Below are 24,749 nucleotides of genomic sequence, written 5' to 3' on the forward strand. Positions count from 1 at the left end.
TCCGAAGACGCCATTACTGCTGCACGGTACGCACGCGCCGCAGGTCGAGAATGCCCGGCGCGCCGATATCGGTGAATATCCGGGCCTGCTTCTCCCGGATGCCGGCGAGGTCCGATTTGCCCGGGGTGAAGCCGATCGCCTCGAACCGTCGGGCGCGGCGCGATTCGGCGGCAACGGCGTTGACGGGCGGCTCCTCGTAGGCCATGCCACCCGGATGCGAGACGTGATAGGTGCAGCCGCCACGCGAGGTGCCCGACGTCAGATCGATCAGCTCGAACTGCAACGGCACGTCGGTGGTGATCGTCGGATGCAGCGCACTGGGCGGCTGCCACGCCTTGTACCGCACCCCGCCCACATGGATGTCGGGGTTGTCGGTGGCCAGCAACGGCACTGGATAGCCGTTGCAGGTCACCACGTAGCGGTGCCGGTCGGCGCCGATGATGCGGATCTGCAGCCGCTCGACCGACGAGTCGACGTAGCGGGCGGTGCCCGTCGCGGTGGCCTCCTCGCCGAGGGTGTTCCACGGCTCGATCGCTCCCCGCAGCTCGATCTCGACGCCGTCGAAGACCGCGGTACCGATGCGCGGGAACCGGAATTCGGTGAACGGGTCCAGCCAGCTGGTCTCGAACGCGATGCCGTGCGCGCGCAGGTCGGCGGCGACATCCGCGATGTCGTGAATCAGGAAATGCGGCAACAGGTATCGCCCGTGCAGGTTAGTCCCGTGCCGGATCAGCGGGGCGCGCAGCGGCTCGTCCCAGAACCAGGCCACCAGCGAGCGCACCAACAGCGACTGCACCATCGCCATCCGCAGGTGCGGCGGCATCTCGAACCCGCGCAGCTCCAGCAAACCGAGTCGGCCGCGGGGGCTGTCGGGGCTGTAGAGCTTGTCGATGCAGAACTCGGCGCGGTGGGTGTTGCCGGTGACGTCGGTCAGCAGGTGCCGCAGCGCGCGGTCGGTCACCCACGGTGGTGGCGGCCCACCCTTGGAAGACGAAGCGAGCCGGGCGATCTCGGCGAACGCGATCTCGAGCTCGTACAGGGCCTCGGCGCGGCCCTCGTCAACGCGTGGCGCCTGCGACGTGGTGCCGACGAACCGGCCGGCGAACAGGTAAGACAGCGACGGGTGCCGTTGCCAGTAGGTCAGCAGCGAGACGAGCAGATCCGGACGGCGCAGCAGCGGCGAGTCCGCCGGCGTCACGCCGCCGAGCGTGATGTGGTTGCCGCCTCCCGTGCCGCCGTGGCTGCCGTCGAAGTCGAACGACTCCGTGGACAGTCGGGCCAATCGTGCTTGCTCGTACAGGGTTTCGAGCTGCTGGCGCTGTTCGTCGAAACTGGCGGTGGGCGCGATGTTGACTTCGATGACACCGGGGTCGGGGGTGATCGTCGTCGACTGCAGCCGCGGGTCCGGCGGCGGGCCATAGCCCTCGATGACGACCGGGCTGCGGGTTTTGGCGGCCGCGGCCTCGATGCGGGCGATGAGGTCGACGAAGTGCTCCAGCGCCTCGGTGGGCGGGACGAACACGTACAGCAGCCCGTCGCGGGCCTCGGCGACCATCGCGGTCGGGGGTGCGGTGTCCGCGTCTTCGACCGGCGCGCTGGTCGACTCCGCCGGCATGGCGTCCGACACGGCGGTGGGATCGACGTCGAACCTCGGCCGCGGCGGCTTCCAGCTGATCGAACTCAGCGGGAGTCGCAGCCCCGCGGGCGAATCTCCGTCGAGCAGCACGACGCGGCCGCGGCGCAGCCGCCAGTCCGCGCTGGCCCAACCCAGGTCGTCGTCGCGGCGGTGCAGCGGCAACACGAATGCGGCTGGGGCCGTGGTGGTTTCCTCGAGGCGAGCCAGCAGTGCGGCGCGCGCCTGCGCGTCGTCGTCGGCGAGGTCGTCGTCGGGATCCACCGCGTCGCCCTGCGGGAGGCGGACTTTGGCCGCCAACCGGGCCAACGGGTCCTCGAAGGCAGGCCGCACCTGGGACAGCGGCAATCCCAGACCCCCGGCGACCTCGGCGAGGATCTTGTAGGCCGTCTCGGTGTCCGCGGTCGAGCTTGTCGGCTGGGACGCCCAGGGGTCGGCCAGCAGCGCGTCGTCGGTCCACAGGGGCAGCCCGTCGGTGCGCCAATACAATCCAATCTGCCAGCGCGGCAACGGTTCTCCCGGATACCACCGACCCTGGCCGCGATGGATCAGCCCCTGCGGTGCCCACACCGCTTTCAGCCGAGCGGCCAGCGCGGACGCGCGCTCTCGCTTGTGCGGACCGTCAGCGGCGGTCGTCCACTCCTCGTCCACCTGGTTGTCCACCGACACAAACGTCGGTTCGCCGCCGACCGTCAGCCGGACATCGGCGGCGGCAAGCCGTTCGTCGACACCGCGGCCGACTGCGCAGATGGTCTCCCACGCCGCGTCGGTGTAGGGCCGCGTGACGCGCGGATCCTCGTGGATGCGGGTGACGGTGTTGGAGAACTCCAGGGTGGTCTCACACGGGTCGGTGCTGCCGGTGATGGGGGCAGCGCTCGAGGGATGCGGGGTGGCCGCCAGTGGGATGTGGCCTTCACCGGCGAACAGCCCCGACGTGGGATCGAGTCCGATCCAGCCGGCGCCGGGGATATACACCTCGGTCCACGCGTGCAGGTCGGTGAAATCGGCGGCGGGCCCCGACGGGCCGTCGAGGGCTTCCACGTCGGAGGCCAGCTGCACCAGATAGCCGGAGACGAACCGGGCGGCCAGCCCGAACTGGCGCAGGATCGACACCAGCAGCCATGCCGAATCGCGGCACGATCCGACGCCGGTGCGCAGCGTGAAATCCGGTGTCTGGACACCGGGTTCCATCCGCAGGCTGTAGGCCACGTCGGCGTTGACCGCATGGTTGAGCGCGACCAGGAAGTCGATGGTGCGGGTGCCGTCGGGCACCGAGAAGTTCTCCACCCAGGCCCGCACCAGCTCACCGGGGCCCGACCCTTCGATATCCTCGTCGACCGGGCGCAGATAGGGCTTGAGATCGTCGGCGAGCGCCTTGGGATAGACCAACCCCGAAGCGGGAGGCCATATTTCGGCCCAGTCCTCGATGAAGAAGTCGAACGGGTTGATCACCTTGAGGTCGGCGATCAGGCCGACGGTGATCGTCAACTGCTGCATGGGATTCGGAAACACAAGCCGGGCAAGGAAATTGCCGAGCGCGTCCTGTTGCCAGTTGATGAAGTGGTCGGCGGGCTCGATGCGCAACGAGTAGGCCTCGATGGGCGTGCGCGAGTGCGGAGCCGGGCGCAGCCGCACCACGTGCGGGAACACTCCGACCAGCCGGTCAAAGGTGTAACTGGTGCGATGCTCCAGCGCAACTTTGATGCTCATAACCGCTGATCTCATCACAAGGGCCGCAGCGCCGCAGCGCGCCGCGAGCGAGCGGAGCCGGGTTGGCTAGACGGGCAGCGGTCCCGATGGGGGGCCGGCGGACGGTCCGGGCTGGTAGCCGGGCTGCTGCACCGGCGCCACCTGACCACCCGAAAGCTTGCGGTAGGCGTACGTCAGGATCAGGGCCACCAGCGGGGCGGCCACCAAGAGGCCGACACCGCACAACAGCGCACCGACGATCACTGTGGCCATGGTGACCAACCACACCAGCAGGGCGTTCAGGAAATTCGAGCCGACCAACGAGAAGCCGGAGGCGAAACCCTTGAAGGCGCTCTCCGAGCGATCGACCACGAACAGGATGACGAACTGGGTGAAGATCGTGACGATCATGCCTGGTACGAAGCACGCGGCATAGCCGACCGAGGTGACAATGCTGACCAGGATCGCGGCGAGAAAGGCCATGCCGAGGTTGCGTGGTTTGAAGAAGGATCCGATGCTCACCGGCCGGCCGTCCGCGAGATCCAGGCATCCGGAGAAGAACGCGGCCTGGGCATACGCGGTCACAATCAGGGAGACGACGTAGCCGAGGCCGACGACCGCCATTCCGGTGGGACTGAGATTCGCCGCGAAGGCGAAGTCGTAGTCGGAGGAGTCGTATGGCGTCACGTTCGAGCTCATGTTCTGGCCCACAAAGTTCAGCGCGGACGACGCGGCGAACAGCAGACCGAAGATAAGGGTGGGAACGATCAGCGCGACGGCGTTCTTGGTGAATGTGTTCCAGGCCCAGCTGAAGGCCTCACCCACGCTGAATTGCGGCTTGGGCGGGCCGCCGTAGCCCGGGGGCGGTCCGTAGCCGGGAGGAGGCGCGCCATAACCGGGCGGTGGGCCGTAGCCCGGGGGCGGGGTCGCGCCATAACCGGGCGGTGGGCCGTAGCCGGGGGGCGGGGTCGCGCCATAACCGGGCGGTGGGCCGTAGCCGGGGGGCGGGGTCGCGCCATAACCCGGCGGTGGCGCGCTGCCGGGAGGTGGGCCGTAGCCCGGAGGATTCGGGCTGGCGCCGAAGGGTTCGGCCGAATCACCTGGATATTCAGGGGGCTGGCTCATGTCGCCGTCCTAACGTGCGCGCGGAACTTGGATTGGACTTCGGCTGCCTAGGCGAACTGTTGTCCGGGTGGGGGCCCGGCGGGCGGTCCCGCCGGGTAACCGGGCTGCTCCAGCGGCACGACCTGACCGCCGGATAGCTTGCGGTAGGTGTAAACCTGGATCAGCGCGGCAACCGGGATGGCCGCGATCATGCCCACCCCGCATAGCAGTTCGCCGACCAGCACCACCGCGTACTGCACCAGCCACGACAGCAACGCAGGGACGAGGTTGGCCCGCGTCGTCGCGATGCTGGCCTTGATGGATTCCACCGGTGACAGCGACCGGTCGACGACGAACGGGATGGCGAACAAGGTGACGAACGCAAAGATGATGCCGGGGATAATGCACAGGATCGATCCGACCACGGTGCCGAATGCGACCAGCAACGCGACGACGAACACCGCGCCGACATTGCGTGGCTTGAAGAACGTGCCGATCGTCACCGGCTTGCCGTCGGCGATGTCCAGGCAGCCGGTCGTCACCCCCGCGTGCATGTAGATCGCGGCGATGAAGAGCAGCACGTAGCCGACGACCATGACCGCGATCGACGCCGGGCCATACGCGATGTCCACGCCGCTGGTGGTCTCGCCGTAGCTGTCGGTGTAAGTGGTGCTCGTGCTCTCACCGAAAACCATCGGCAGCAGCGCGGCGATCAGGGCGAACACGGTGATCACCGCGACGTAGATCAAGACCGGAACGACCAGTGCGGCGATGTTCTGCTGAAACTTGCCCCACGACCACTTGAAGGCCTGGGTGACGTCGAACTGGGGGGACGCCGGGTCCCCATAGGCGCCGAAGCCGGGCGGCGGCGGGTATCCCGCGGGCGGTGCCCCGTAGCCGGGGGGCGGGGGAGGCGGAGCTGCGTAGCCCGGGGGCGGCGCGCTGCCGGGCGGCGGGTTGTAGCCGCCGGGCGGCTGGCCGTAGCCCGGGGGCGGCGGAGGCGGGGCGCCATAGCCCGGCGCGGCGTGACGGGGCGGCGGCGCGTAGCCCGCAGGGTTCTGGTCGCCGGCGAAGGGTTCGGCCGGGTCGCCTGGCTGTTCGGGGGGCTGGCTCATTTGCCGTCCTAATTTGCTGTCGGAAGAGCTTGCTGGGCGCACGCGCGGAACTAGGCAACCCGGAACTTAGCAAATATGCGGCGGGGGAGCGAGAATTGGGCTTCGCTTCTTTACAGCCTGTTGCGGGGTCGGTTTCGTATCCCAGCCGCCAATACGCGCACCTGTCCCAGCTGCGTGGTATGCCTGAAGCCGTGTCCGACGGTCTGTTTGACCTGCCCGGCGAATCGCAGACGGCCAACGACGCCCTGAGCGTGCCGGCCGGCGCGCCCCTGGCGGTGCGGATGCGCCCGGCGTCGCTGGACGAGGTCGTGGGACAGGACCACTTGCTGGCGCCCGGCTCGCCGCTGCGCCGGCTGGTCGAGGGCTCGGGGGTGGCGTCGGCCATCTTGTACGGCCCGCCGGGAAGCGGCAAGACGACGTTGGCGGCGCTGGTCTCGCACGCGACCGGCCGCCGATTCGAAGCGCTGTCGGCCTTGTCGGCGGGGGTCAAGGACGTCCGGGCGGTCATAGACAGCGCACGCAAGGGCCTCCTTTCCGGCGAGCAGACGGTGCTGTTCATCGACGAGGTGCACCGGTTTTCGAAAACCCAGCAGGACGCGTTGCTGTCCGCGGTGGAGAACCGGGTGGTGTTGCTGGTGGCGGCGACGACCGAGAACCCGTCGTTCTCGGTCGTGGCGCCGCTGCTGTCGCGATCGCTGATCCTGCAGCTGCGCCCGCTGACGGCCGACGACATCCGGACCGTGGTGCAGCGCGCCATCGACGATCCGCGGGGCCTGGGCGGCCAGATCGGCGTGCAGCCCGAGGCCGTCGACCTGCTGGTGCAATTGGCGGCCGGCGACGCCCGCCGTGCGCTGACCGCGTTGGAGGTCGCCGCGGAGACGGTCGAGGCGGGCGGCGAGCTGACCGTCGCGGCCGTCGAACAGTCACTGGACAAAGCCGCCGTGCGCTACGACCGCGACGGCGATCAGCACTACGACGTCATCAGCGCGTTCATCAAATCGGTGCGTGGCTCCGACGTCGACGCGGCGCTGCATTACCTGGCCCGCATGCTCGTCGCGGGAGAGGACCCGCGGTTCATCGCGCGCCGGCTGATGATCCTGGCCAGCGAGGACATCGGTATGGCCGACCCCACGGCGCTGCAGATCGCGGTGGCCGCCGCGCAGACCGTGGCGCTGATCGGCATGCCCGAGGCGCAACTGACGTTGGCGCAGGCCACGATTCACCTGGCCACCGCGCCGAAGTCGAACGCGGTGACCACCGCGCTGGGCGCGGCGATGAACGACATCAAGGCCGGCATGGCGGGTCTGGTGCCCGCGCATCTGCGCGACGGCCACTACTCGGGAGCGGCCGCACTGGGCAACGCGCAGGGCTACAAATACGCGCACGACCACCCGGATGGCGTTGTCGCGCAACAATATCCGCCGGACGAGCTGGCGGACGTCGACTACTACCGGCCCACCGGTCGCGGCGTCGAACGCGAGATCACCGGGCGCCTGGAGCGGTTGCGCGCGATCATCCGCCGCAAGCGCGGCTAGCCGCTCAGACCAGGTCGGCCACTTTCACGTTGGCGATCGCCAGCTCGAACTCGGCGACGTCGACGATCTCGACCCCCAGGTCGCGGGCCCGCCGGCTGCGCAGCTCGCTGGCCGTGTCGCTGTTGCGGGCCATCGCCTCCTGGCTCTCGAACGTCGTGCACAACACCGCCCGCCGCGAGGTGGGGTGGTCGACCAGCAGGCTGGCGTTGCAGAAACCCTCGAGGTCCTCCATCTCCGGAACCACGATCAATTGGTAGAAGTCGAGAGAGCGCTCGAGCTGGTCCGGCACGATCTTGACCCAGGTGGCCCGCACCGCGGCGCCCTCGAGCGACGGCTGGCGCCGGTTCAGGAAGGCCACGCTCCATTCCTGCACGCTCGCGCTGCCGTCGAACATCAGCGCGATGTGGTCGCGAATGATGGCTACCCGCTCAGCGCTGGCGCGCATCTCCTTGATGCTCTCCCATGAGCTGGTGGCGACGCAGCGGCCGGATTGTCGGTCTACCAACAGCGAAAGGCCGACACACCCGTCAAGCTCCTCCATAGCCGGCACGACGACGTCGCGACAATGCGCGATTCCGGTGTCGACCGACTCGGGTTGTCCCTCGATGGTGAAAGAACGTGCGAACACGGATGGACCCCTAACTCGTCTGAGCAACGCCCCCGGCGTCGCGTTCGGCCCCCCTGACAAGTAACCTTCCTCCTCCCGGCTAGCGCTGGCAATGGCTTCCCGCAGTGTTATCGGCGTGTCCGCTTCGTGTGGCCGCGCTCACAGACGATTGGCTGGTCAGCGCGGGCGCGCCGTACTCTTGGTCAGATGCATACGGATGTGCTCGAGGTGGACACCACGAGTCGTCGCATCGTGGATCTGACCGACGCGGTGCGCAGGTTTTGCTTCTCCTACGGGGACGGCCTGTGCAACGTGTTCGTCCCGCACGCAACCGCCGGGGTCGCGATCATCGAGACCGGCGCCGGTTCCGACGACGACCTGGTCGACACGCTGGAGCGGCTGTTGCCGCGCGATGACCGCTACCGGCACGCGCACGGCTCGGCCGGGCACGGTGCCGACCACGTGTTGCCGGCGATCGTCGCGCCGTCGGTGACGCTGCCGGTCGCGGCCGGCGAGCCGCAGCTGGGCACCTGGCAAAGCGTCGTTTTGGTCGACCTCAACCGGGACAACCCGCGGCGTTCGGTGCGGTTGAGCTTTTTGGAGGGTTAGCTGTCGGGTTAGGGGCCGCGCCGGGACCGGTACTGTGAGCGGTCGAAACACGTCGTCGGACAGCCTTATAGGAAGAAGCGGAAAACAGTGCAGACACACGAGATCAGGAAAAGGTTTCTTGATCACTTCGTGAAGGCGGGTCACACCGAAGTGCCGAGTGCATCGGTGATCCTCGACGACCCGAACCTGTTGTTCGTCAACGCCGGCATGGTCCAGTTCGTGCCGTTCTTCCTGGGCGCCCGCACGCCGCCGTACGCGACGGCCACCAGCATCCAGAAGTGCATCCGCACGCCGGATATCGACGAGGTGGGCATCACCACGCGGCACAACACCTTCTTCCAGATGGCCGGCAACTTCTCGTTCGGCGACTACTTCAAGCGCGAGGCCATCGAGCTGGCCTGGTCCTTGCTGACCGATTCCGTCGCCGACGGTGGTTACGGTCTGGACCCCGAAAAAATATGGACGACGGTCTTTTTCGACGACGACGAGGCCGTGCGGCTGTGGCAGGAGATTGCCGGGCTGCCCGCCGAGCGGATCCAACGCCGGGGCATGGCGGACAACTATTGGTCGATGGGCATCCCCGGACCTTGCGGCCCGTCGTCGGAGATCTACTACGACCGTGGCCCGGAATTCGGCGTCGAGGGCGGCCCGATCGCCAACGAGGACCGTTACATCGAGATCTGGAACCTCGTGTTCATGCAGAACGAGCGCGGCGAGGGAACCAGCAAAGAAGACTTCGAGATCCTTGGGCCGTTGCCGCGCAAGAACATTGACACCGGCATGGGTGTGGAACGGGTCGCGTTCATCCTGCAGGGCGTGCACAACGTGTACGAAACCGACCTGCTGCGACCGGTCATAGACAAAGTGGCCCTGGTCGCCGCGCGCCCGTATGACGTCGGCAACCATGACGACGACGTGCGCTACCGGGTGATCGCCGACCACAGCCGCACCGCGGCGATCCTGATCGGTGACGGCGTGAGCCCGGGCAACGACGGCCGAGGTTACGTGCTGCGCCGGCTGCTGCGCCGGGTGATCCGCTCGGCCAAGCTGCTGGGCATCGACGGCCCGATCGTCGGCGACCTGATGACCACGGTGCGCGACGCGATGGGCCCGTCCTATCCCGAGCTCGTCGCGGATTTCGACCGGATCAAGCGCATCGCCGTCGCCGAGGAAACCGCGTTCAACCGCACGCTGGCGTCGGGCTCGAAGCTGTTCGACGACGTGGCCGGCGCCACCAAAGCCGCCGGGGCCAACGTGGTTTCCGGCTCGGACGCCTTCACCCTGCACGACACCTACGGCTTCCCGATCGAGCTCACCCTGGAGATGGCGTCGGAGGCCGGCCTGCAGGTCGACGAAATCGGCTTCCGGGAGCTGATGGCCGAGCAGCGCCGGCGCGCCAAGGCCGATGCCGCCGCACGCAAGCACGCGCACGCCGACCTGACCGCGTACCGCGAGCTGGTCGACGCCGGCCCGACCGAGTTCACCGGCTTCGACGAGTTAAGCTCGCAAGCAAGGATTTTGGGCATCTTCGTCGACGGCAAGCGGGTCCCGGTGGTCGCACACGGCTTGCGGGGCGCCGAGGCGGCCGATCGGGTCGAACTGATCCTGGACCGCACGCCGCTGTACGCGGAATCCGGTGGCCAAATCGCCGACGAGGGGACCATCAGCGGAACGGGAGCAGGCGAGAGCGCCCGGGCGGCGGTCACCGATGTACAAAAGATCGGCAAAACCCTTTGGGTGCATCGGGTTAACGTCGAGTCCGGTGAGTTCGTCGAGGGCGACACCGTGATCGCGGCGGTGGATCCCGGCTGGCGCAAGGGTGCTACCCAGGGCCACTCGGGCACCCACATGGTGCACGCCGCACTGCGACAAGTATTGGGCCCCAACGCCGTTCAGGCCGGATCGCTGAACCGTCCGGGCTACCTGCGCTTCGACTTCAACTGGCAGGGCGCGCTATCCGACGAGCAGCGCAGCCAGATCGAAGAAGTGACCAACGAGGCCGTACAGGCCGACTTCGAGGTGCACACCTTCAACGAATCTCTGGAGAAGGCCAAGGCGATGGGCGCGATGGCGCTGTTCGGTGAGGCCTACCCCGACGAAGTGCGGGTGGTGGAGATCGGCGGCCCATTCTCGCTGGAGCTGTGCGGGGGAACCCACGTGCACAACTCGGCGCAGATCGGCCCGGTGACGATCCTCGGCGAATCGTCGATCGGCTCGGGGGTGCGCCGGGTGGAGGCCTACGTCGGGCTGGAGTCGTTCCGGCACCTGGCCAAGGAGCGGGCGTTGATGGCGGGGCTGGCGTCGTCGCTGAAGGTGCCGTCCGACGAAGTGCCCGCCCGGGTGGCCAACCTGGTCGAGCGGCTCAAGGCCGCCGAGAAGGAACTCGAACGTGCCCGGCTGGCCGGTGCGAAGGCCGCGGCGGTCAATGCCGCGGCCGGCGCGGAGCGGATCGGTAACGTCCGTGTGGTGGCGCAGCGGATGGCGGGTGGGATGACGGCGGCCGATCTGCGTTCCCTCGTCGGCGACATCAAGGGCAAGCTGGGCAGCGATCCGGCGGTGGTCGCGCTGATCGCCGAGGGTGAGAGCGAAACCGTGCCCTACGCCGTCGCCGCCAATCCGGCCGCCCAAGATCTCGGGCTCCGCGCCAACGACCTGGTCAAACAGCTGGCCATGGCCGTCGACGGCCGCGGCGGCGGCAAGCCCGACCTGGCGCAGGGCTCCGGCAAGAATCCGACCGGCATTGACGCGGCGCTGGAGGCCGTCCGCTCCGAGATCGCCGTGATAGCGCAGGTCGGTTGAGTGGAATTGGCAGAGCATCGCTTGCCCGACCGGCCCGGCGACCCTAACCAGGACAATCCGGGTCGGGGCCGCCGACCCGGGCGAAGCCTCGGCATCGACGTGGGCAGTGTGCGCATCGGCGTGGCCGCCAGCGATCCCGACGGCATCCTCGCCACCCCGGTGGAAACGGTGCGCCGCGACCGGTCCGGCAAGCACCTCCGACGGCTGGCCGAGCTCGTCGGCGAGCTGGAAGCCGTCGAGGTGGTCGTCGGGCTGCCCCGGACGCTGGCCGACCGCATCGGCCCGTCGGCGCTCGATGCGATCGAGGTGGCCGAGGCGCTGACGGAAGTTCTGGCGCGGGGAGCCGCGCCGGTGCCGGTGCGGCTGGCCGACGAGCGACTGACCACCGTCAGCGCGCAGCGTTCCCTGCGCCAGGCGGGTGTGCGGGCCAAGGAGCAGCGGGCGGTGATCGACCAGGCGGCGGCCGTGGCGATCCTGCAGAGCTGGCTCGATCAGCGCCGGGCAACGCGGGCCCAGTCCCCGGCGGGAGATGTCGTCGATGGTTGATAGCGCTCGAGACGAACGGGCCGAGCCGGCCGCGGTCGGTCCACCCCGGCACCGGATGAGCCGGATGGCCCGCATCCAGGCCGAGCGTGGTCGTCGGCGGCGCCGCTTCACCGGCCGGATCGTGCTGGCCGTGCTGGTCGTGATCGTGGTGGCCGCGGTCTTCGTCGGCTCCAAAATGTGGCACACGATGTTCGGCGCCGGTGACGATTACAGCGGAGACGGCAAGCGCGACATCGTGATTCAGATACAGGCCGGCGACTCGACGACGATGGTCGGCGAGACGCTGCACAACCAGGGTGTGATCAAGACCGTCCGGGCATTCATCAACGCCGCGCACGGCAACGCCGCGATCACCTCGATCCAGCCGGGCTTCTACCGGATGCGCACCGAAATCCCGGCCGATTCGGCCGTCGCGCGGCTGACCGACCCCGGCAACCGGGTGGGCAAGCTCGTCATCCCGGAGGGGCGTCAGCTCGACGACACCACCGACATGAAGACCAACAAGGGCAACCCGGGAATCCTGACGCTGATCTCCCGCGCCACCTGCGTGGACCTCGACGACAACAAGCACTGCGTCTCGGTGGAGGACCTGCGCGCGGCGGCGGGCAACACCCCGCCCAACGTGTTGTCCGTGCCGGCCTGGGCGATTCAGCCGGTCACCGAGCTGGGCACCGACCACCGCCGCCTCGAGGGGCTGATCGCGCCGGGAACCTTCAACGTCGATCCGTCGGCGTCGCCGCAGAACATCCTGGCCAACCTGATCAGCGCGGGGGCCGCGACCTACATGCAGTCCGGGCTGATGGACAGCGCGCAGGCCATGAAGCTGTCGCCCTACGACATCCTCGTGGTGGCCTCGCTGGTGCAGCAGGAATCCAACTCGCAGGACTTCGCGAAGGTGGCGCAGGTCATCTACAACCGCCTGAACGCCCACCACACGCTGGAGTTCGACTCGACGGTGAACTATCCGCTGGACCGCCGCGAGGTGGCCACCAGCGATGCCGACCGGGCGCAGAAGACGCCCTGGAACACCTACGTCTCACCCGGTCTGCCCGCCACGGCGATCTGCTCGCCCGGCATCGACGCGCTGCATGCGGCCGAGCATCCCGAGCCGGGTGACTGGTTGTACTTCGTCACGATCGACGCCCAGGGGACCACGCTGTTCACCAAGGACTACAAGCAGCATTTGGCCAACATCGAGCTGGCTAAGCACAACGGTGTCCTCGACAGCACGCCCCGCTAGCGGGGACCCGAGAAAGGCGGCCGTCCTCGGCTCGCCGATCGCCCATTCCAAGTCCCCGCAACTGCACCTGGCCGCCTATCACGCGCTGGGCCTGCACGGCTGGACCTACGAGCGCATCGAGTGCGGCGCCGAGGAGTTGCCGGGCCTCGTCGGCGGGTTCGGGCCGGAGTGGGTCGGCGTGTCGGTGACCGCGCCGGGCAAGTTCGCCGCGCTGGGGTTCGCCGATGAGCGCACCGAACGCGCCGAGCAGGTGGGGTCGGCCAACACCCTGGTGCGCACGCCGCACGGCTGGCGGGCCGACAACACCGACATCGACGGCGTCGCCGGGGCGATCGGCTCGGCCTCGGGATGGGCGCTGGTCTGTGGATCGGGCGGCACCGCGCCGGCGGCCGTCGTGGGCCTGGCGCGCCTCGGCGTCAGCGGCATCACGGTCGTCGCGCGCAACCCGCAGAAGGCGGCCCGGTTGGTGGACCTGGGAACGCGGATCGGCGTGCCGACCCGGTTCTGCGGGTTGGGTGCCTCCGACGACCGGGCGCTGACCGACGAGGTGGCGACCGCGGAGGTGCTGGTCAGCACGATCCCGGCCGACGTGGCGTCGCGGTATGCCGGCGCTTTCGCGCCGATTCCGGTGCTGCTGGACGCCGTCTACGACCCGTGGCCCACCCCGCTGGCCGCCGCGGTGGCCGACGCGGGCGGGCGGGTGATCAACGGCCTGCAGATGCTGCTGCACCAGGCCTTCGCGCAGGTCGAGCAGTTCACCGGGCTGCCGGCCCCCCGCGAAGCGATGACTTGCGCGTTGGCCGCCCTGGACTAGCGTCCCGCGCGTGCGGGCAACAGCGGGGGCGGTGGTGGTGGTTTGGCTGCTCGTGCTGAGCTACTACGACGTTCGGCAACGCCGACTGCCCAACCTGCTGACGCTGCCCGGCGCCGGCGTGATCCTGGTGGCCGCATGCTGGGGTGGACGCGGTGTGTTCGCGCTGGCCGGAGCCGCGGCACTGGCGGGGCTGTATCTGCTGATGCACCTGATCTCGCCGACCGGGATGGGGGCCGGCGACGTGAAGCTGGCGATCGGCGTGGGCGGGCTGGCCGGCTGTTTCGGCGTCGCGGTGTGGTTTCTGGCGGCGCTGGCGGCACCGCTGCTGACCGCGCTGCTCGGGGTGGCGTGGCGCGGCCGCGCCTCGGTGCCGCACGGTCCGTCGATGTGCCTGGCGACCGCGGGCGCGGCGGGGTTGGCGCTGCTCGGCTGAGCCCGCGGCGTGGCCGACGGCGCGTGCCGGACGTCGAGAGTGTGCGTCCAGGGCGGCAAAAGCGCGCAAATCCGGCCGACAGCGCACACGCAAAGCCCAGGATGCACTCGCACCGTGGCAAGTCCGCGCCCGCCCCCATGGGAGAATGGGACCCGTGTTGCGTTGGATCACCGCCGGGGAGTCCCATGGCCGCGCGCTGGTAGCCGTGGTCGAAGGCATGGTCGCGGGCGTGGAGGTCACCTCCACCGAAATCGGCGACCAGTTGGCCCGCCGCCGGCTCGGCTACGGCCGCGGCGCGCGGATGCAGTTCGAGCGTGACGCGGTGACCGTGCTGGCCGGGGTGCGCCACGGCCTGACCCTGGGCGGGCCGATCGCCATCGAGATCGGCAACACCGAGTGGCCGAAGTGGGAAACCGTGATGGCCACCGACCCGGTCGACCCCGAGCGAGCGGGTGACCTGGAAAACTCAGCGCGCAACGCGCCGCTCACCCGGCCGCGGCCCGGTCACGCGGACTACGCCGGCATGCTCAAGTACGGCTTCGACGACGCCCGCCCGGTGCTGGAGCGCGCTAGCGCGCGCGAGACCGCCGCCCGCGTCGCGGCGGGAACCGTCGCCCGGTCGTTCCTGCGCCAGGCGCTCGGCGTCGAGGTGCTCTCGCACGTCATCGCGATCGGTCCGTCGCAGCCCTACGACGGGCCGCCGCCCGGAGCCGGCGACCTGGCGGCGATCGACGCGAGCCCGGTGCGCGCCTTCGACAAGGCCGCCGAGCAGGCGATGATCGCCGAGATCGAGGCCGCCAAGAAGGACGGCGACACCCTCGGCGGCGTGGTGGAAGTCGTGGCGCTGGGCCTGCCCGTCGGGCTGGGCTCGTTCACCAGCGGCGACAACCGGCTGGACAGCCAGCTGGCCGCCGCCGTGATGGGCATTCAGGCGATCAAGGGCGTCGAGATCGGCGACGGCTTCCAAACCGCGCGGCGCCGCGGCAGTCAGGCGCACGACGAGATGTACCCGGGCCCCGACGGCGTGATCCGCTCGACCAACCGGGCCGGCGGCCTGGAAGGCGGCATGACCAACGGCCAGGTGCTGCGGGTGCGCGCGGCGATGAAGCCGATCTCGACCGTGCCGCGGGCGCTGGCCACCGTCGACATGGCCACCGGCGACGAGGCCGTCGCCATCCACCAGCGCTCCGACGTGTGCGCGGTGCCGGCCGCCGGCGTCGTCGTCGAGACCATGGTGGCGCTGGTGCTGGCCCGGGCCGCGCTGGACAAGTTCGGCGGCGATTCGCTGGCCGAAACCCGGCGCAACATCGAGGCCTACCGGCGCGCGGTCGCCGAGCACGAAACACCGGCCGCGCGCGCCAAGGCGTCCGGGTAGGCGCGCCGTGACCCCCAGGGCGGTACTCGTCGGATTGCCGGGCTCGGGCAAGTCGACCATCGGGCGGCGGCTGTCCAAGGCGATGGGCGTCGGCTACGTCGACACCGACGCGCTGATCGAGCAGCAGACCGGCCGCACCATCGCCGACATCTTCGCCACCGACGGGGAACAGGAATTCCGCCGCATCGAGGAAGACGTGGTGCGCGCGGCGCTGGCCACCCAGGACGGCGTGGTGTCACTCGGCGGCGGCGCGGTCACCACGGCGGGGGTGTGCGACGCACTGGCCGGCCACACCGTCATCTACCTCGAGATCGGCGCCCGCGAAGGCGTGCGGCGCACCGGCGGCACCTCCGTGCGGCCCCTGCTGGCCGGCGGAAACCGGGCCGAGAAATACCGCGACCTGATGGCGCAACGAATTCCGCTGTACCGGCGCGTCGCGACCATCCGGGTCGACACCAACCGCCGCAACCCCGGGGCGGTGGTGCGCTACATCATGTCCCGGCTGCCCCTGCAAACCACCCAACAGCCGGTCACGCCCGGCGCTGCGGATTCCAGCAAGGCAACCCCATGACAGAACCCACCCCACCGGTCACCGTGCAGGTGGCCGTCGACCCGCCGTACCCGGTGGTGATCGGCAACGGATTGCTCACCGAGTTGGGCGAACTGCTCGGCGGCCGGCACCGGGTCGCGATCCTGTATCAACCGGTCCTGGCGCAGACCGCCGAGGCGATCCGCAGCTACCTGGCCGACCAGGGCGTCGACGCGCACCGCATCGAGATCCCCGACGCCGAGGCCGGCAAAGACCTGCCGGTCGTCGGATTCATCTGGGAAGTGTTGGGCCGCATCGGCATTGACCGCAAGGACGCACTGGTCAGTCTCGGCGGCGGCGCGGCCACCGATGTCGCGGGTTTCGCGGCCGCCACCTGGCTGCGTGGCGTCTCGATCGTGCATGTGCCGACGACCTTGCTGGGCATGGTCGACGCGGCGGTGGGCGGCAAGACCGGCATCAACACCGAGGCGGGCAAGAACCTGGTCGGCGCGTTTCATCAGCCGCTCGCCGTTCTGGTCGACCTTGCCACCCTGGAAACGTTGCCGCACAACGAAATCGTGGCCGGAATGGCCGAAGTCGTGAAGGCCGGGTTCATCGCCGATCCGGTGATCCTCGAGCTGATCGAGGCCGACCCGCAGGCGGCTCTTGATCCCAAGGGTGACGTGATGCCGGAGCTGATCCGTCGCGCGATCGCCGTCAAGGCCGAGGTGGTCGCGGCCGACGAAAAAGAATCCGAGCTGCGCGAGATCCTGAACTACGGCCACACGTTGGCACACGCCATCGAGCGCCGGGAGCGCTACCAGTGGCGGCACGGCGCCGCGGTATCGGTGGGCCTGGTATTCGCCGCCGAGCTCGCCCGGCTTACCGGCCGGCTTGACGACGACACCGCCGCGCGCCATCGCGCCATCCTGACCTCGCTGGGCCTGCCGGTCAGCTACGACCCCGACGCACTGCCCCAACTGCTGGAATACATGGCCGGAGACAAGAAATCGCGCGCCGGCGTGCTGCGGTTCGTGGTGCTCGACGGGCTGGCCAAGCCGGGCCGGTTGGTGGGACCCGACCCGGGCCTGCTGGTGACGGCCTACGCGGGAGTGTGTGCGCCGTGACCGCCACAGTCAACGTCATCAACGGCCCCAACCTGGGCCGGCTGGGCCGTCGCGAACCCGAGGTCTACGGCGACACCACGCACGATCAGCTGGCCAACCTCATCGAACGTGAGGCCGCCGCACTTGGGCTCAAAGCCGTTGTGCGGCAAAGCGATAGCGAAGCCGAATTGCTGGACTGGATACACGCGGCCGCCGATGCGGGGGAGCCGGTGATTCTCAATGCCGGTGGCCTGACCCACACCTCGGTGGCATTGCGTGACGCGTGCGCCGAACTGCGGTCGCCACTGATCGAGGTGCACATCTCCAATGTGCATGCGCGCGAAGAGTTTCGGCGTCACTCATATCTCAGCCCGGTGGCGACCGGAGTGATCGTCGGGCTGGGCGTGGAAGGCTACCTGCTGGCGCTGCGCTACCTGGCGAAGCAGGGCTAGCGGCTAGTCCTTCTTCCCCCACTGCGAACTCGGCCATTCGGATTCCGGGCTCGCGTGTTTCGGGTCGGACTCGGTGCGGATCACCTCGGTTTTGGTGTCGTCCGCGCGGGTCGGGATCGTCTCGGTTTTGGTGTCGTCCGCGCGGGTCGGAATCGTCTCGGTTTTGGCGTCATCCGCGCGGGTCGGGATCGTCTCGGTGGGCGCCTCCCGCTCGGCGGTGGCCACCGCCGACGTCTGGGCCTGGGCTCCCGGGTGCTGCACGGGGACCTCACCGGTCGGCGCCTCGTCGGCGCCGGCGGCGGTGAACACGTCGGTGTCAGCCCGCTCCTCGTCCGCTCCGGTGCCGCGGTCGGCAGGGGGATTGCGGTCGATCCGCCAGCGGCCGACGGCCACGCCGATGATGCCGGGTAAGAAGACGCACAGCGCGGTGAACGCCGCGAACGTCGTCACCTCGTTGATCAGCCCCCCGGTGTAGAGGCCCTTGTAGAACAGCGCGATGAGCCAAGAGACGGCCCCGCTCACAATCCCGGCGAACAGGCCGGCCAGTAGCCAGGTCATCGCCAGATCCTCGCGGCGATCCGGATCCGCGTGGGCTTTCGCGTCGGCCCGGCCGTCCATCACCCCCCACACGCTCACGGCGATGATGAACAGAAGAAGTAGTACGACACTTACCAGCGCGGCCTGCGTCTGCCACGCATTGATGATCGCCCCCTGAAACAACCGGACGACAACCATCAGCCCAGCGAACGCCAATCCACGCAGCATCCAGTTCCTCATGGCCAACCAGCGTAGCGAGTACCGTCGTGAGTCGTGACACATTCCCAGCGTCGAGACAATCTAAAATGCCAGATCGGGGCCAGCGGGCTGGACGCGATGCTGGTCACGGACCTGATTAACGTGCGTTATCTGTCAGGTTTCTCCGGATCCAACGGCGCGTTGCTGGTCTTCGCCGACGATCGCGAAGCCGTTTTGGCCACCGATGGCCGTTATCGCACCCAGGCCGCGGCGCAGGCGCCCGACCTCGAGGTCGCCATCGAACGGGCGGTCGGGCGCCACCTGGCGGGGCGGGCTGCGCAGGCGGGCGTGTCCAAGCTGGGCTTCGAAAGCAATGTGGTCACGGTGGACGGCTTCGACGCGCTGACCAACGAGGTCGGCGAGCACGGCGGCGCGACCGAGCTGGTGCGGGCCGCCGGAGTGGTCGAGGCGCTGCGCGAGATCAAGGACGCGGGCGAAGTGGCGCTGCTGCGGCTGGCCTGCGAGGCCGCCGACGCCGCACTGAAAGACCTGGTGGAGCGGGGCGGCTTGCGCCCCGGCCGCACCGAGCGTGAGGTGAGCCGCGAGCTCGAGGCGTTGATGCTCGATCATGGCGCCGACGCGGTCTCGTTCGAGACGATCGTGGCCGCCGGACCGAATTCGGCGATCCCGCACCACCGGCCGACCGACGCGGTCCTCGCCGACGGCGATTTCGTCAAGATCGACTTCGGCGCGCTGGTCGCGGGCTATCACTCCGACATGACCCGCACCTTCGTGCTGGGCACGGCCGCGGACTGGCAGCTGGAGCTCTACCAGCTGGTCGCCGAGTCGCAGCGGGCCGGCCGGGAGGCGCTGCGGCCGGGCGCCGATCTGCGTGAGGTGGACGGTGCCGCGCGTCAGGTGATCGTCGACGCCGGATACGGCGAACAGTTCAGCCACGGCTTGGGGCATGGGGTGGGCCTGGAGATCCACGAAGCACCGGGAATCGGCGCGACCTCGTCGGGGACTTTGCTGGCCGGTTCGGTGGTGACGGTGGAGCCCGGCGTCTACTTGCCGGGCCGCGGCGGCGTCCGCATCGAGGACACCTTGGTCGTCGCCGCGGCCGGCTCACCGACCAGCCGTCAGACCGCGGAGCTGCTGACCCGGTTCCCCAAAGAGCTGGCCATTCTGACGTAGGCGGCAGGCGCGCCCGAACTCGGACGCCTGCGTAGGATTCGGGAAATGGCCTACCTAGCCCTCATCGCCGTCTACGTAGTCGCCGCAATCACCGCTCTGGCCGGATTCTGGCTCACCGCCGTGTTGTTCGTCGGCCATGACTACGACGCAACCGGGGTCGTCATGACGGCCGTGCGCAAGGTGGCGGGGCGAGGCCCGATTCTGATCGCGGGCGGTGTTGCGCTGGGTTTGCTGGGCAACCTTGCCTCGAACCATCTGCCTCCCGCGCCGGCCTCCGACATGGTCGCGCCGGCCCACCCGTTGGACCTGTGCGACCTCAACGACGGCCTTTTCGGCCTGTGCGGTGCCGGGCAGCTGGGTTAGCCGCGCGGTTAGTGACGCACCGCAGCGCGGGTAAGCTGCATCCGGTGCTGTTCTGCTCGCACCGTTTGCGGCGGAACCCCGCTGCCGGGCACCTGCCCGGCCCCCGAACGTTGGCCATCCTGTAGCAGATAGAGCGACCGTGGCATCGACTGCCGACTTCAAGAACGGACTGGTGCTGGTGATCGACGGCCAGCTGTGGCAGATCACCGAGTTTCAGCACGTCAAGCCGGGCAAAGGCCCGGCCTTCGTACGCACCAAGCTGAAGAATGTGCTCTCGGGCAAGGTCGTTGACAAGACCTACAACGCCGGCGTGAAGGTGGACACCGCCACCGTCGACCGCCGCGACGCCACCTACCTGTACCGCGACGGCTCGGACTTCGTGTTCATGGACAGCCAGGACTACGAACAGCACCCGCTGCCGGAATCGCTGGTCGGCGACGCCGCCCGGTTCCTGCTGGAGGGCCTGCCGGTGCAGGTGGCCTTCCACAACGGCGCACCGCTGTACCTGGAGCTGCCGGTGTCGGTCGAACTCGTGGTCACCCACACCGAGCCGGGCCTGCAGGGCGACCGGTCCAGCGCCGGTACCAAGCCCGCGACCGTGGAGACCGGTGCGGAACTCCAGGTGCCGCTGTTCATCAACACCGGCGACAAGCTCAAGGTGGATTCGCGCGACGGTAGCTACCTGGGTCGGGTCAACGCCTGACCATGCCGGACGCGAAATCGGCGAGGCCCAGCAAAGGACGCCACCATGCGCGTAAGCGCGCGGTGGACCTGCTGTTCGAAGCCGAGGCTCGCGGCCTGAGCCCGGTCGAGGTGGCCGACGTGCGGATCGCGCTGGCGGAAACCAACCCCGACGTCAAGGCACTGCACCCGTATACCGTCGCGGTGGCGCACGGCGTCCGCGACCAGTTCGCCCACATCGACGACCTGATCAGCACCCACCTGCAGGGCTGGACGCTGGACCGGCTGCCCGCGGTCGACCGCGCGATCCTGCGAGTTGCGGTGTGGGAACTGCTTTATGCCGATGACGTGCCGGAGCCCGTCGCGGTCGACGAGGCCGTGCAGCTGGCCAAGGAACTGTCCACCGACGACTCACCGGGCTTCGTCAACGGCGTCCTGGGCCAGGTCATGCTGGTGACGCCGCAGATCCGGGCCGCCGCCGAGGCTGTGCGAGGAGCCGCCGCAGCGGCTGCGGCCACCACACCGGAGACCCCCGAACCGCCGTCATGACCCGCCTGGAACTCCGCGTCTTCGTCGCCTCCTTTCTGGCTGCGACCGTGGTGCTGGGTGCGGTGATCTGTGCGGCGTATGGGTGGACCATCGTTGCCTCGGTGCTCGCGATCTACGCGCTGGGCGTGGGGGCCTGGCTGTATCACTCGATCGAGCGTCTGATCGTCGCCCGCCGCATCAGCACGGTGCGGTCGGCGGCCAAGCCGCTGCAGCCGCTATTGCCGGTGATGGCCGCGATCATGGGGCTCACTCAGGCGGTGGTGCGCTCGCTCAGCGACGTCGGCGATCTGCCGGCGCGACGGTGGGAGTTGCCTCGGCGGCGAGTCGTCGACAGCGAAGAAACCGACCGCTGACCGAACACAGGCGATCCTGAGCGAAAAGATCGCGCACGCAGGCGAGACCGGATAACAATGAGGACGAGCGCTGATTCGTACGAGTCGTTTAGGTCGGTGTCGGGAAATATTCACTGCGGTAGCCGAGTATCGGACACCATCACAGAACAGGTGACGACATGAATCCCTACGGTGCCTACACGCGACGGCTGCGGGTCTCCGCGCTGGCGGCAGTGGCCAATCCGTCGTATACCCGCATCGACACCTGGAACCTGCTCGACGACGCATGCCGTCACCTCGCCGAGGTCGACCTGGCCGGGCTGGACAAGACGCACGAAGTGGCGAAGGTCAGGCGGCTGATGGACCGGCTCGGCGCCTACGAGCGGTACTGGCTGTTTCCCGGGGCCGACAACCTGGCGACTTACCGCGCTCACCTCGACGGCCTGTCCACGGTGCGGCTGGCCGAGGAGGTGTCGCTGGCGGTACGTCTGCTCAGCGAATACGGCGACCGCACAGCGCTTTTCGACACTTCCGCCCCGCTGGCCGACCAGGAGTTGGTGGCCCAGGCCAAGCAGCAGCAGTTCTACACCGTATTGCTCGCCGACGACTCGCCGAATACCGGACCCGACTGCCTGGCCGAGGCCTTGCGGGCGCTGCGCTGCCCGTCCGATGACGTGCAGTTCGAACTGCTGGTGGTGCCCAGCGTCGAGGACGCCATCACCGCCGTCGCGTTGAACGGCGAGATTCAGGCCGCGATCATCCGTCACGACGTGGCATTGCGTTCGCGTGACCGGGTGCCGTTGATGAACACCCTGCTGGGCGTCGCCGACGATGCGGTCGGACGCGACAGCGGCAGCGACTGCATCGAATGCGGCGACTGGATCCGTGAATTGCGGCCGCACATCGACCTTTATCTGCTCACCGACGAGTCGATCGCGGCCGGCAACGACCAGGAACACGACGTCTACGACCGCACGTTCTACCGGCTCAACGACGTCACCGATCTGTACAGCACGGTGCTGGCCGGTCTCCGAAATCGTTTCGCCACACCGTTTTTCGATGCGCTGCGGGCGTACGCGGATTCGCCGGTCGGACAGTTCCACGCGCTGCCCATCGCGAGGGGCGCCAGCATCTTCAACTCCCGGTCCCTGCAGGACATGGGGGAGTTCTACGGCCGCAACATCTTCATGGCCGAGACCTCGACCACGTCGGGCGGCCTGGACTCGCTGCTGGACCCGCACGGCAACATCAAGAAGGCGATGGACAAGGCCGCCAAGACGTGGCATTCCAATCAGACGTACTTCGTCACCAACGGCACGTCGACGGCGAACAAGATCGTCGTGCAATCGCTGACCCGGCCGGGCGACATCGTGCTGATCGACCGCAACTGCCACAAGTCGCACCACTACGGTCTGGTGCTGGCCGGCGCCTACCCGCTGTACCTGGACGCGTATCCGTTGCCGCAGTTCGCAATCTACGGGGCGGTCTCGCTGCAGACCATCAAGAAGGCACTGCTGGACCTGGAGGCGGCGGGTCAGCTCGACAAGGTGCGGATGCTGTTGGTGACCAACTGCATCTTCGACGGCGTCGTCTACAACCCGCTGCGGGTGATGGAAGAAGTGCTGGCGATCAAGCCGGACATCTGCTTCCTGTGGGACGAGGCGTGGTACGCCTTCGCCACCGCCGTTCCGTGGGCCCGGCAACGCACCGCGATGGTGTCGGCGGAGCGGCTGGAGCAGATGCTGGATTCACCGGAATACGCGGCGGAATACCGTAATTGGGCCGCTTCGATGGAGGGGATCCCCCGGTCGGAGTGGGTCAACCACCGACTGCTGCCCGACCCCGGCAAGGCGCGGGTGCGGGTGTACGCGACGCACTCCACCCACAAGTCGCTGTCCGCGTTCCGGCAGGCGTCGATGATCCACGTGCGCGACCGCGACTTCAATTCGCGCGCCCGCGACTCGTTCGGTGAGGCGTTCTTGACGCACACCTCGACGTCGCCGAACCAGCAACTGCTGGCCTCGCTGGACCTGGCGCGCCGGCAGGTCGACATCGAGGGATTCCAGTTGGTCCGGCAGACCTACGACATGGCACTGGTGTTCCGGCACCGCGTCCGTAAGGACCGGTTGATCAGCAAGTGGTTCCGCATCCTCGACGAAGCCGACCTGGTGCCCGAGGAGTTCCGGGCGTCGGCGGTCAGTTCGTATCGCGAAGTCCGGCAGGGCGCGCTGGCCGAGTGGAACGAAGCCTGGCGGTCGGATCAGTTCGTGCTGGACCCGACGCGCGTCACCCTGTTCCTCGGCAACACCGGGATGAACGGGTACGACTTCCGCGAGAAGATCCTGATGGACCGGTTCGGGATCCAGATCAACAAGACGTCGATCAACAGCGTGCTGCTGATCTTCACGATCGGTGTCACCTGGTCGAGCGTGCATCACCTGCTCGACGTGCTGCGCCGGGTCGCCACCGACCTCGATCGGGAGCGGGAATTGGCCAGTGTGGCCGACTGGACGCTGCACAAGCGCCGCGTCGAGGAGATCACCGAGGATCTGCCGCACCTGCCCGACTTCAGCGAATTCGATATCGCGTTCCGCCCGGTGGACGCCTGTGCGTTCGGTGACATGCGCGCGGCGTTCTACGCCGGCTACGAGGAGTCCGACCGCGAGTACGTGCAGATCGGCAGCGCCGGTCGGCGGATCGCCGAGGGCCGCAAGTTGGTGTCCACCACGTTCGTGGTGCCCTACCCGCCCGGTTTTCCCGTGCTGGTCCCGGGGCAGGTCGTCTCGAAGGAGATCCTGTATTTCCTGGCGCAGCTCGACGTGAAGGAGATCCACGGCTACAACCCGGATCTCGGGTTGTCGGTGTTCACCGCGGAGGCACTGGACCGCCTGGAGGCCCAGCGCAGCGCGGCGACCGCCGCGGTCGGCACCGCGTACCCGTCGTTCGAACTGCCCCCGGATGCGTCCGTCCTGAACGGGGGGCGCAACGGCGACCGCGTCCAGCGGGCCCTCACCGAAGACGTCTGACCGGCGTCGAGTGTGCGTCCAGGGCGTTGAGTGTGCGGCCAGGGCGCCGAAATCGCCCACATTGCGCCCTGAGCGCACACTCGAAGCGACCGGGCGCGGGGCGTAAAAGTTCTGCTCATCGGGATCGCAAAGGCACCGCGTTTCCTTGGGTGGCGCAATGGTCGACGGGCCACGGGTTTTAGCTGGTCGTAGCCGAATGCGAACCGGCGCAATACTCGCGGCCGCCCGTCAGGCCCGGATCGGCACCCCCGGAAATGCCCTTGAGCCGCATTAGCGTGGCGGC

At 68.6% G+C, this 24,749-nt stretch carries 22 protein-coding genes; 17 read left to right on the forward strand and 5 right to left on the reverse strand.

The genetic code is table 11. The annotated features are described in order from the left end of the window. Positions 1-13: 13 nt before the first annotated feature. From SKC41_RS25555 to SKC41_RS25565, 3 genes are all read right to left on the reverse strand, one after another. Positions 14-3,343: a transglutaminase family protein gene (locus SKC41_RS25555; RefSeq protein ID WP_330980469.1), complete on the reverse strand. Its 3,330-nt coding sequence runs from the start codon at positions 3,341-3,343 to the stop codon at positions 14-16. A gap of 66 nt (positions 3,344-3,409) precedes the next feature. Beyond that, entirely contained in the window at positions 3,410-4,447 is a 1,038-nt protein-coding gene (locus tag SKC41_RS25560) for a hypothetical protein (RefSeq protein WP_330980470.1), read from the reverse strand. Positions 4,448-4,494: 47 nt separating this feature from the next. After that, complete coding sequence (locus SKC41_RS25565) at positions 4,495-5,541, reverse strand: hypothetical protein (RefSeq protein WP_330980471.1); 1,047 nt, start codon at positions 5,539-5,541, stop codon at positions 4,495-4,497. Between the two features lie 179 nt (positions 5,542-5,720). Here SKC41_RS25565 and SKC41_RS25570 point away from each other — a divergent pair, with 179 nt between their 5' ends. Next, positions 5,721-7,076: a replication-associated recombination protein A gene (locus tag SKC41_RS25570; protein WP_330980472.1), complete on the forward strand. Its 1,356-nt coding sequence runs from the start codon at positions 5,721-5,723 to the stop codon at positions 7,074-7,076. Positions 7,077-7,080: 4 nt separating this feature from the next. Here the strand turns inward: SKC41_RS25570 and SKC41_RS25575 are convergent, their stop codons facing one another. Next, on the reverse strand, positions 7,081-7,704 hold the full coding sequence (locus SKC41_RS25575; protein ID WP_267730665.1) for a hypothetical protein: 624 nt from the start codon (positions 7,702-7,704) through the stop codon (positions 7,081-7,083). A gap of 198 nt (positions 7,705-7,902) precedes the next feature. On the opposite strand from SKC41_RS25575, the gene SKC41_RS25580 reads away from it, so the two are divergent. The 10 genes from SKC41_RS25580 (at position 7,903) to aroQ (ending at position 17,586) form a co-directional block, all read left to right on the forward strand. Continuing rightward, entirely contained in the window at positions 7,903-8,292 is a 390-nt protein-coding gene (locus SKC41_RS25580) for a secondary thiamine-phosphate synthase enzyme YjbQ (protein ID WP_330980617.1), read from the forward strand. Positions 8,293-8,379: 87 nt separating this feature from the next. After that, positions 8,380-11,091 (forward strand): alanine--tRNA ligase, encoded by a 2,712-nt coding sequence (alaS, locus tag SKC41_RS25585; protein WP_330980473.1) that lies wholly within the window; start codon positions 8,380-8,382, stop codon positions 11,089-11,091. Then, a complete protein-coding gene (gene ruvX, locus SKC41_RS25590; protein WP_330980474.1) occupies positions 11,092-11,637 on the forward strand; it encodes a Holliday junction resolvase RuvX in 546 nt (181 codons plus the stop codon). Further along, positions 11,630-12,877 carry an endolytic transglycosylase MltG gene (locus SKC41_RS25595; protein ID WP_330980475.1) on the forward strand — a complete coding sequence of 416 codons (1,248 nt, stop codon included), beginning with the start codon at positions 11,630-11,632 and terminating at the stop codon, positions 12,875-12,877. The genes ruvX and SKC41_RS25595 overlap by 8 nt, the downstream gene beginning before the upstream one ends. Beyond that, entirely contained in the window at positions 12,852-13,691 is an 840-nt protein-coding gene (locus SKC41_RS25600; protein WP_330980476.1) for a shikimate dehydrogenase, read from the forward strand. The genes SKC41_RS25595 and SKC41_RS25600 overlap by 26 nt, the downstream gene beginning before the upstream one ends. Positions 13,692-13,701: 10 nt before the next feature. After that, positions 13,702-14,124 (forward strand): A24 family peptidase, encoded by a 423-nt coding sequence (locus tag SKC41_RS25605; protein WP_330980477.1) that lies wholly within the window; start codon positions 13,702-13,704, stop codon positions 14,122-14,124. A gap of 154 nt (positions 14,125-14,278) precedes the next feature. Continuing rightward, positions 14,279-15,499, forward strand: coding sequence for a chorismate synthase (gene aroC, locus SKC41_RS25610; protein ID WP_330980478.1), 1,221 nt, complete (start codon positions 14,279-14,281; stop codon positions 15,497-15,499). A gap of 7 nt (positions 15,500-15,506) precedes the next feature. Further along, the gene (locus tag SKC41_RS25615; RefSeq protein WP_330980479.1) at positions 15,507-16,070 is read left to right on the forward strand and encodes a shikimate kinase; all 564 of its coding nucleotides are present in this window, start codon (positions 15,507-15,509) and stop codon (positions 16,068-16,070) included. Then, positions 16,067-17,155, forward strand: a complete 1,089-nt coding sequence (gene aroB / locus SKC41_RS25620) for a 3-dehydroquinate synthase (RefSeq protein WP_330980480.1) — start codon at positions 16,067-16,069, stop codon at positions 17,153-17,155. The genes SKC41_RS25615 and aroB overlap by 4 nt, the downstream gene beginning before the upstream one ends. Beyond that, positions 17,152-17,586, forward strand: coding sequence for a type II 3-dehydroquinate dehydratase (gene aroQ / locus SKC41_RS25625; protein WP_330980481.1), 435 nt, complete (start codon positions 17,152-17,154; stop codon positions 17,584-17,586). The genes aroB and aroQ overlap by 4 nt, the downstream gene beginning before the upstream one ends. Positions 17,587-17,589: 3 nt before the next feature. Here aroQ and SKC41_RS25630 read toward each other — a convergent pair whose 3' ends face one another. Then, positions 17,590-18,363, reverse strand: a complete 774-nt coding sequence (locus SKC41_RS25630) for a B-4DMT family transporter (RefSeq protein WP_330980482.1) — start codon at positions 18,361-18,363, stop codon at positions 17,590-17,592. Between the two features lie 33 nt (positions 18,364-18,396). Between SKC41_RS25630 and SKC41_RS25635 the strand changes: the two genes are divergently transcribed. The 6 genes from SKC41_RS25635 (at position 18,397) to SKC41_RS25660 (ending at position 24,466) form a co-directional block, all read left to right on the forward strand. Beyond that, positions 18,397-19,515 carry a M24 family metallopeptidase gene (locus SKC41_RS25635; RefSeq protein ID WP_330980483.1) on the forward strand — a complete coding sequence of 373 codons (1,119 nt, stop codon included), beginning with the start codon at positions 18,397-18,399 and terminating at the stop codon, positions 19,513-19,515. Between the two features lie 45 nt (positions 19,516-19,560). Next, positions 19,561-19,878: a hypothetical protein gene (locus SKC41_RS25640; protein WP_330980484.1), complete on the forward strand. Its 318-nt coding sequence runs from the start codon at positions 19,561-19,563 to the stop codon at positions 19,876-19,878. Between the two features lie 139 nt (positions 19,879-20,017). Then, a complete protein-coding gene (efp, locus tag SKC41_RS25645) occupies positions 20,018-20,581 on the forward strand; it encodes an elongation factor P (RefSeq protein WP_085221955.1) in 564 nt (187 codons plus the stop codon). 2 nt (positions 20,582-20,583) lie between these two features. Next, the gene (gene nusB, locus SKC41_RS25650) at positions 20,584-21,108 is read left to right on the forward strand and encodes a transcription antitermination factor NusB (RefSeq protein ID WP_330980485.1); all 525 of its coding nucleotides are present in this window, start codon (positions 20,584-20,586) and stop codon (positions 21,106-21,108) included. Next, positions 21,105-21,461 (forward strand): antitermination protein NusB, encoded by a 357-nt coding sequence (locus tag SKC41_RS25655; protein WP_330980486.1) that lies wholly within the window; start codon positions 21,105-21,107, stop codon positions 21,459-21,461. The genes nusB and SKC41_RS25655 overlap by 4 nt, the downstream gene beginning before the upstream one ends. A gap of 158 nt (positions 21,462-21,619) precedes the next feature. After that, positions 21,620-24,466, forward strand: a complete 2,847-nt coding sequence (locus SKC41_RS25660) for an aminotransferase class I/II-fold pyridoxal phosphate-dependent enzyme (protein ID WP_330980487.1) — start codon at positions 21,620-21,622, stop codon at positions 24,464-24,466. Positions 24,467-24,749 lie beyond the last annotated feature (283 nt).

The sequence above is a fragment of the Mycobacterium sp. 050128 genome (assembly GCF_036409155.1).
Lineage (GTDB): Bacteria > Actinomycetota > Actinomycetes > Mycobacteriales > Mycobacteriaceae > Mycobacterium.

Bases quoted from the DNA above. Each gene is read 5' to 3' on its own strand.
- SKC41_RS25555 (WP_330980469.1), bottom strand. From the start codon at position 3,343: ATGAGCATCAAAGTTGCGCTGGAGCATCGCACCAGTTACACCTTTGAC.
- SKC41_RS25560 (WP_330980470.1), bottom strand. From the start codon at position 4,447: ATGAGCCAGCCCCCTGAATATCCAGGTGATTCGGCCGAACCCTTCGGC.
- SKC41_RS25565 (WP_330980471.1), bottom strand. From the start codon at position 5,541: ATGAGCCAGCCCCCCGAACAGCCAGGCGACCCGGCCGAACCCTTCGCC.
- SKC41_RS25570 (WP_330980472.1), top strand. From the start codon at position 5,721: ATGCCTGAAGCCGTGTCCGACGGTCTGTTTGACCTGCCCGGCGAATCG.
- SKC41_RS25595 (WP_330980475.1), top strand. From the start codon at position 11,630: ATGGTTGATAGCGCTCGAGACGAACGGGCCGAGCCGGCCGCGGTCGGT.
- aroB (WP_330980480.1), top strand. From the start codon at position 16,067: ATGACAGAACCCACCCCACCGGTCACCGTGCAGGTGGCCGTCGACCCG.
- SKC41_RS25630 (WP_330980482.1), bottom strand. From the start codon at position 18,363: ATGAGGAACTGGATGCTGCGTGGATTGGCGTTCGCTGGGCTGATGGTT.
- SKC41_RS25640 (WP_330980484.1), top strand. From the start codon at position 19,561: ATGGCCTACCTAGCCCTCATCGCCGTCTACGTAGTCGCCGCAATCACC.
- nusB (WP_330980485.1), top strand. From the start codon at position 20,584: ATGCCGGACGCGAAATCGGCGAGGCCCAGCAAAGGACGCCACCATGCG.
- SKC41_RS25655 (WP_330980486.1), top strand. From the start codon at position 21,105: ATGACCCGCCTGGAACTCCGCGTCTTCGTCGCCTCCTTTCTGGCTGCG.
- SKC41_RS25660 (WP_330980487.1), top strand. From the start codon at position 21,620: ATGAATCCCTACGGTGCCTACACGCGACGGCTGCGGGTCTCCGCGCTG.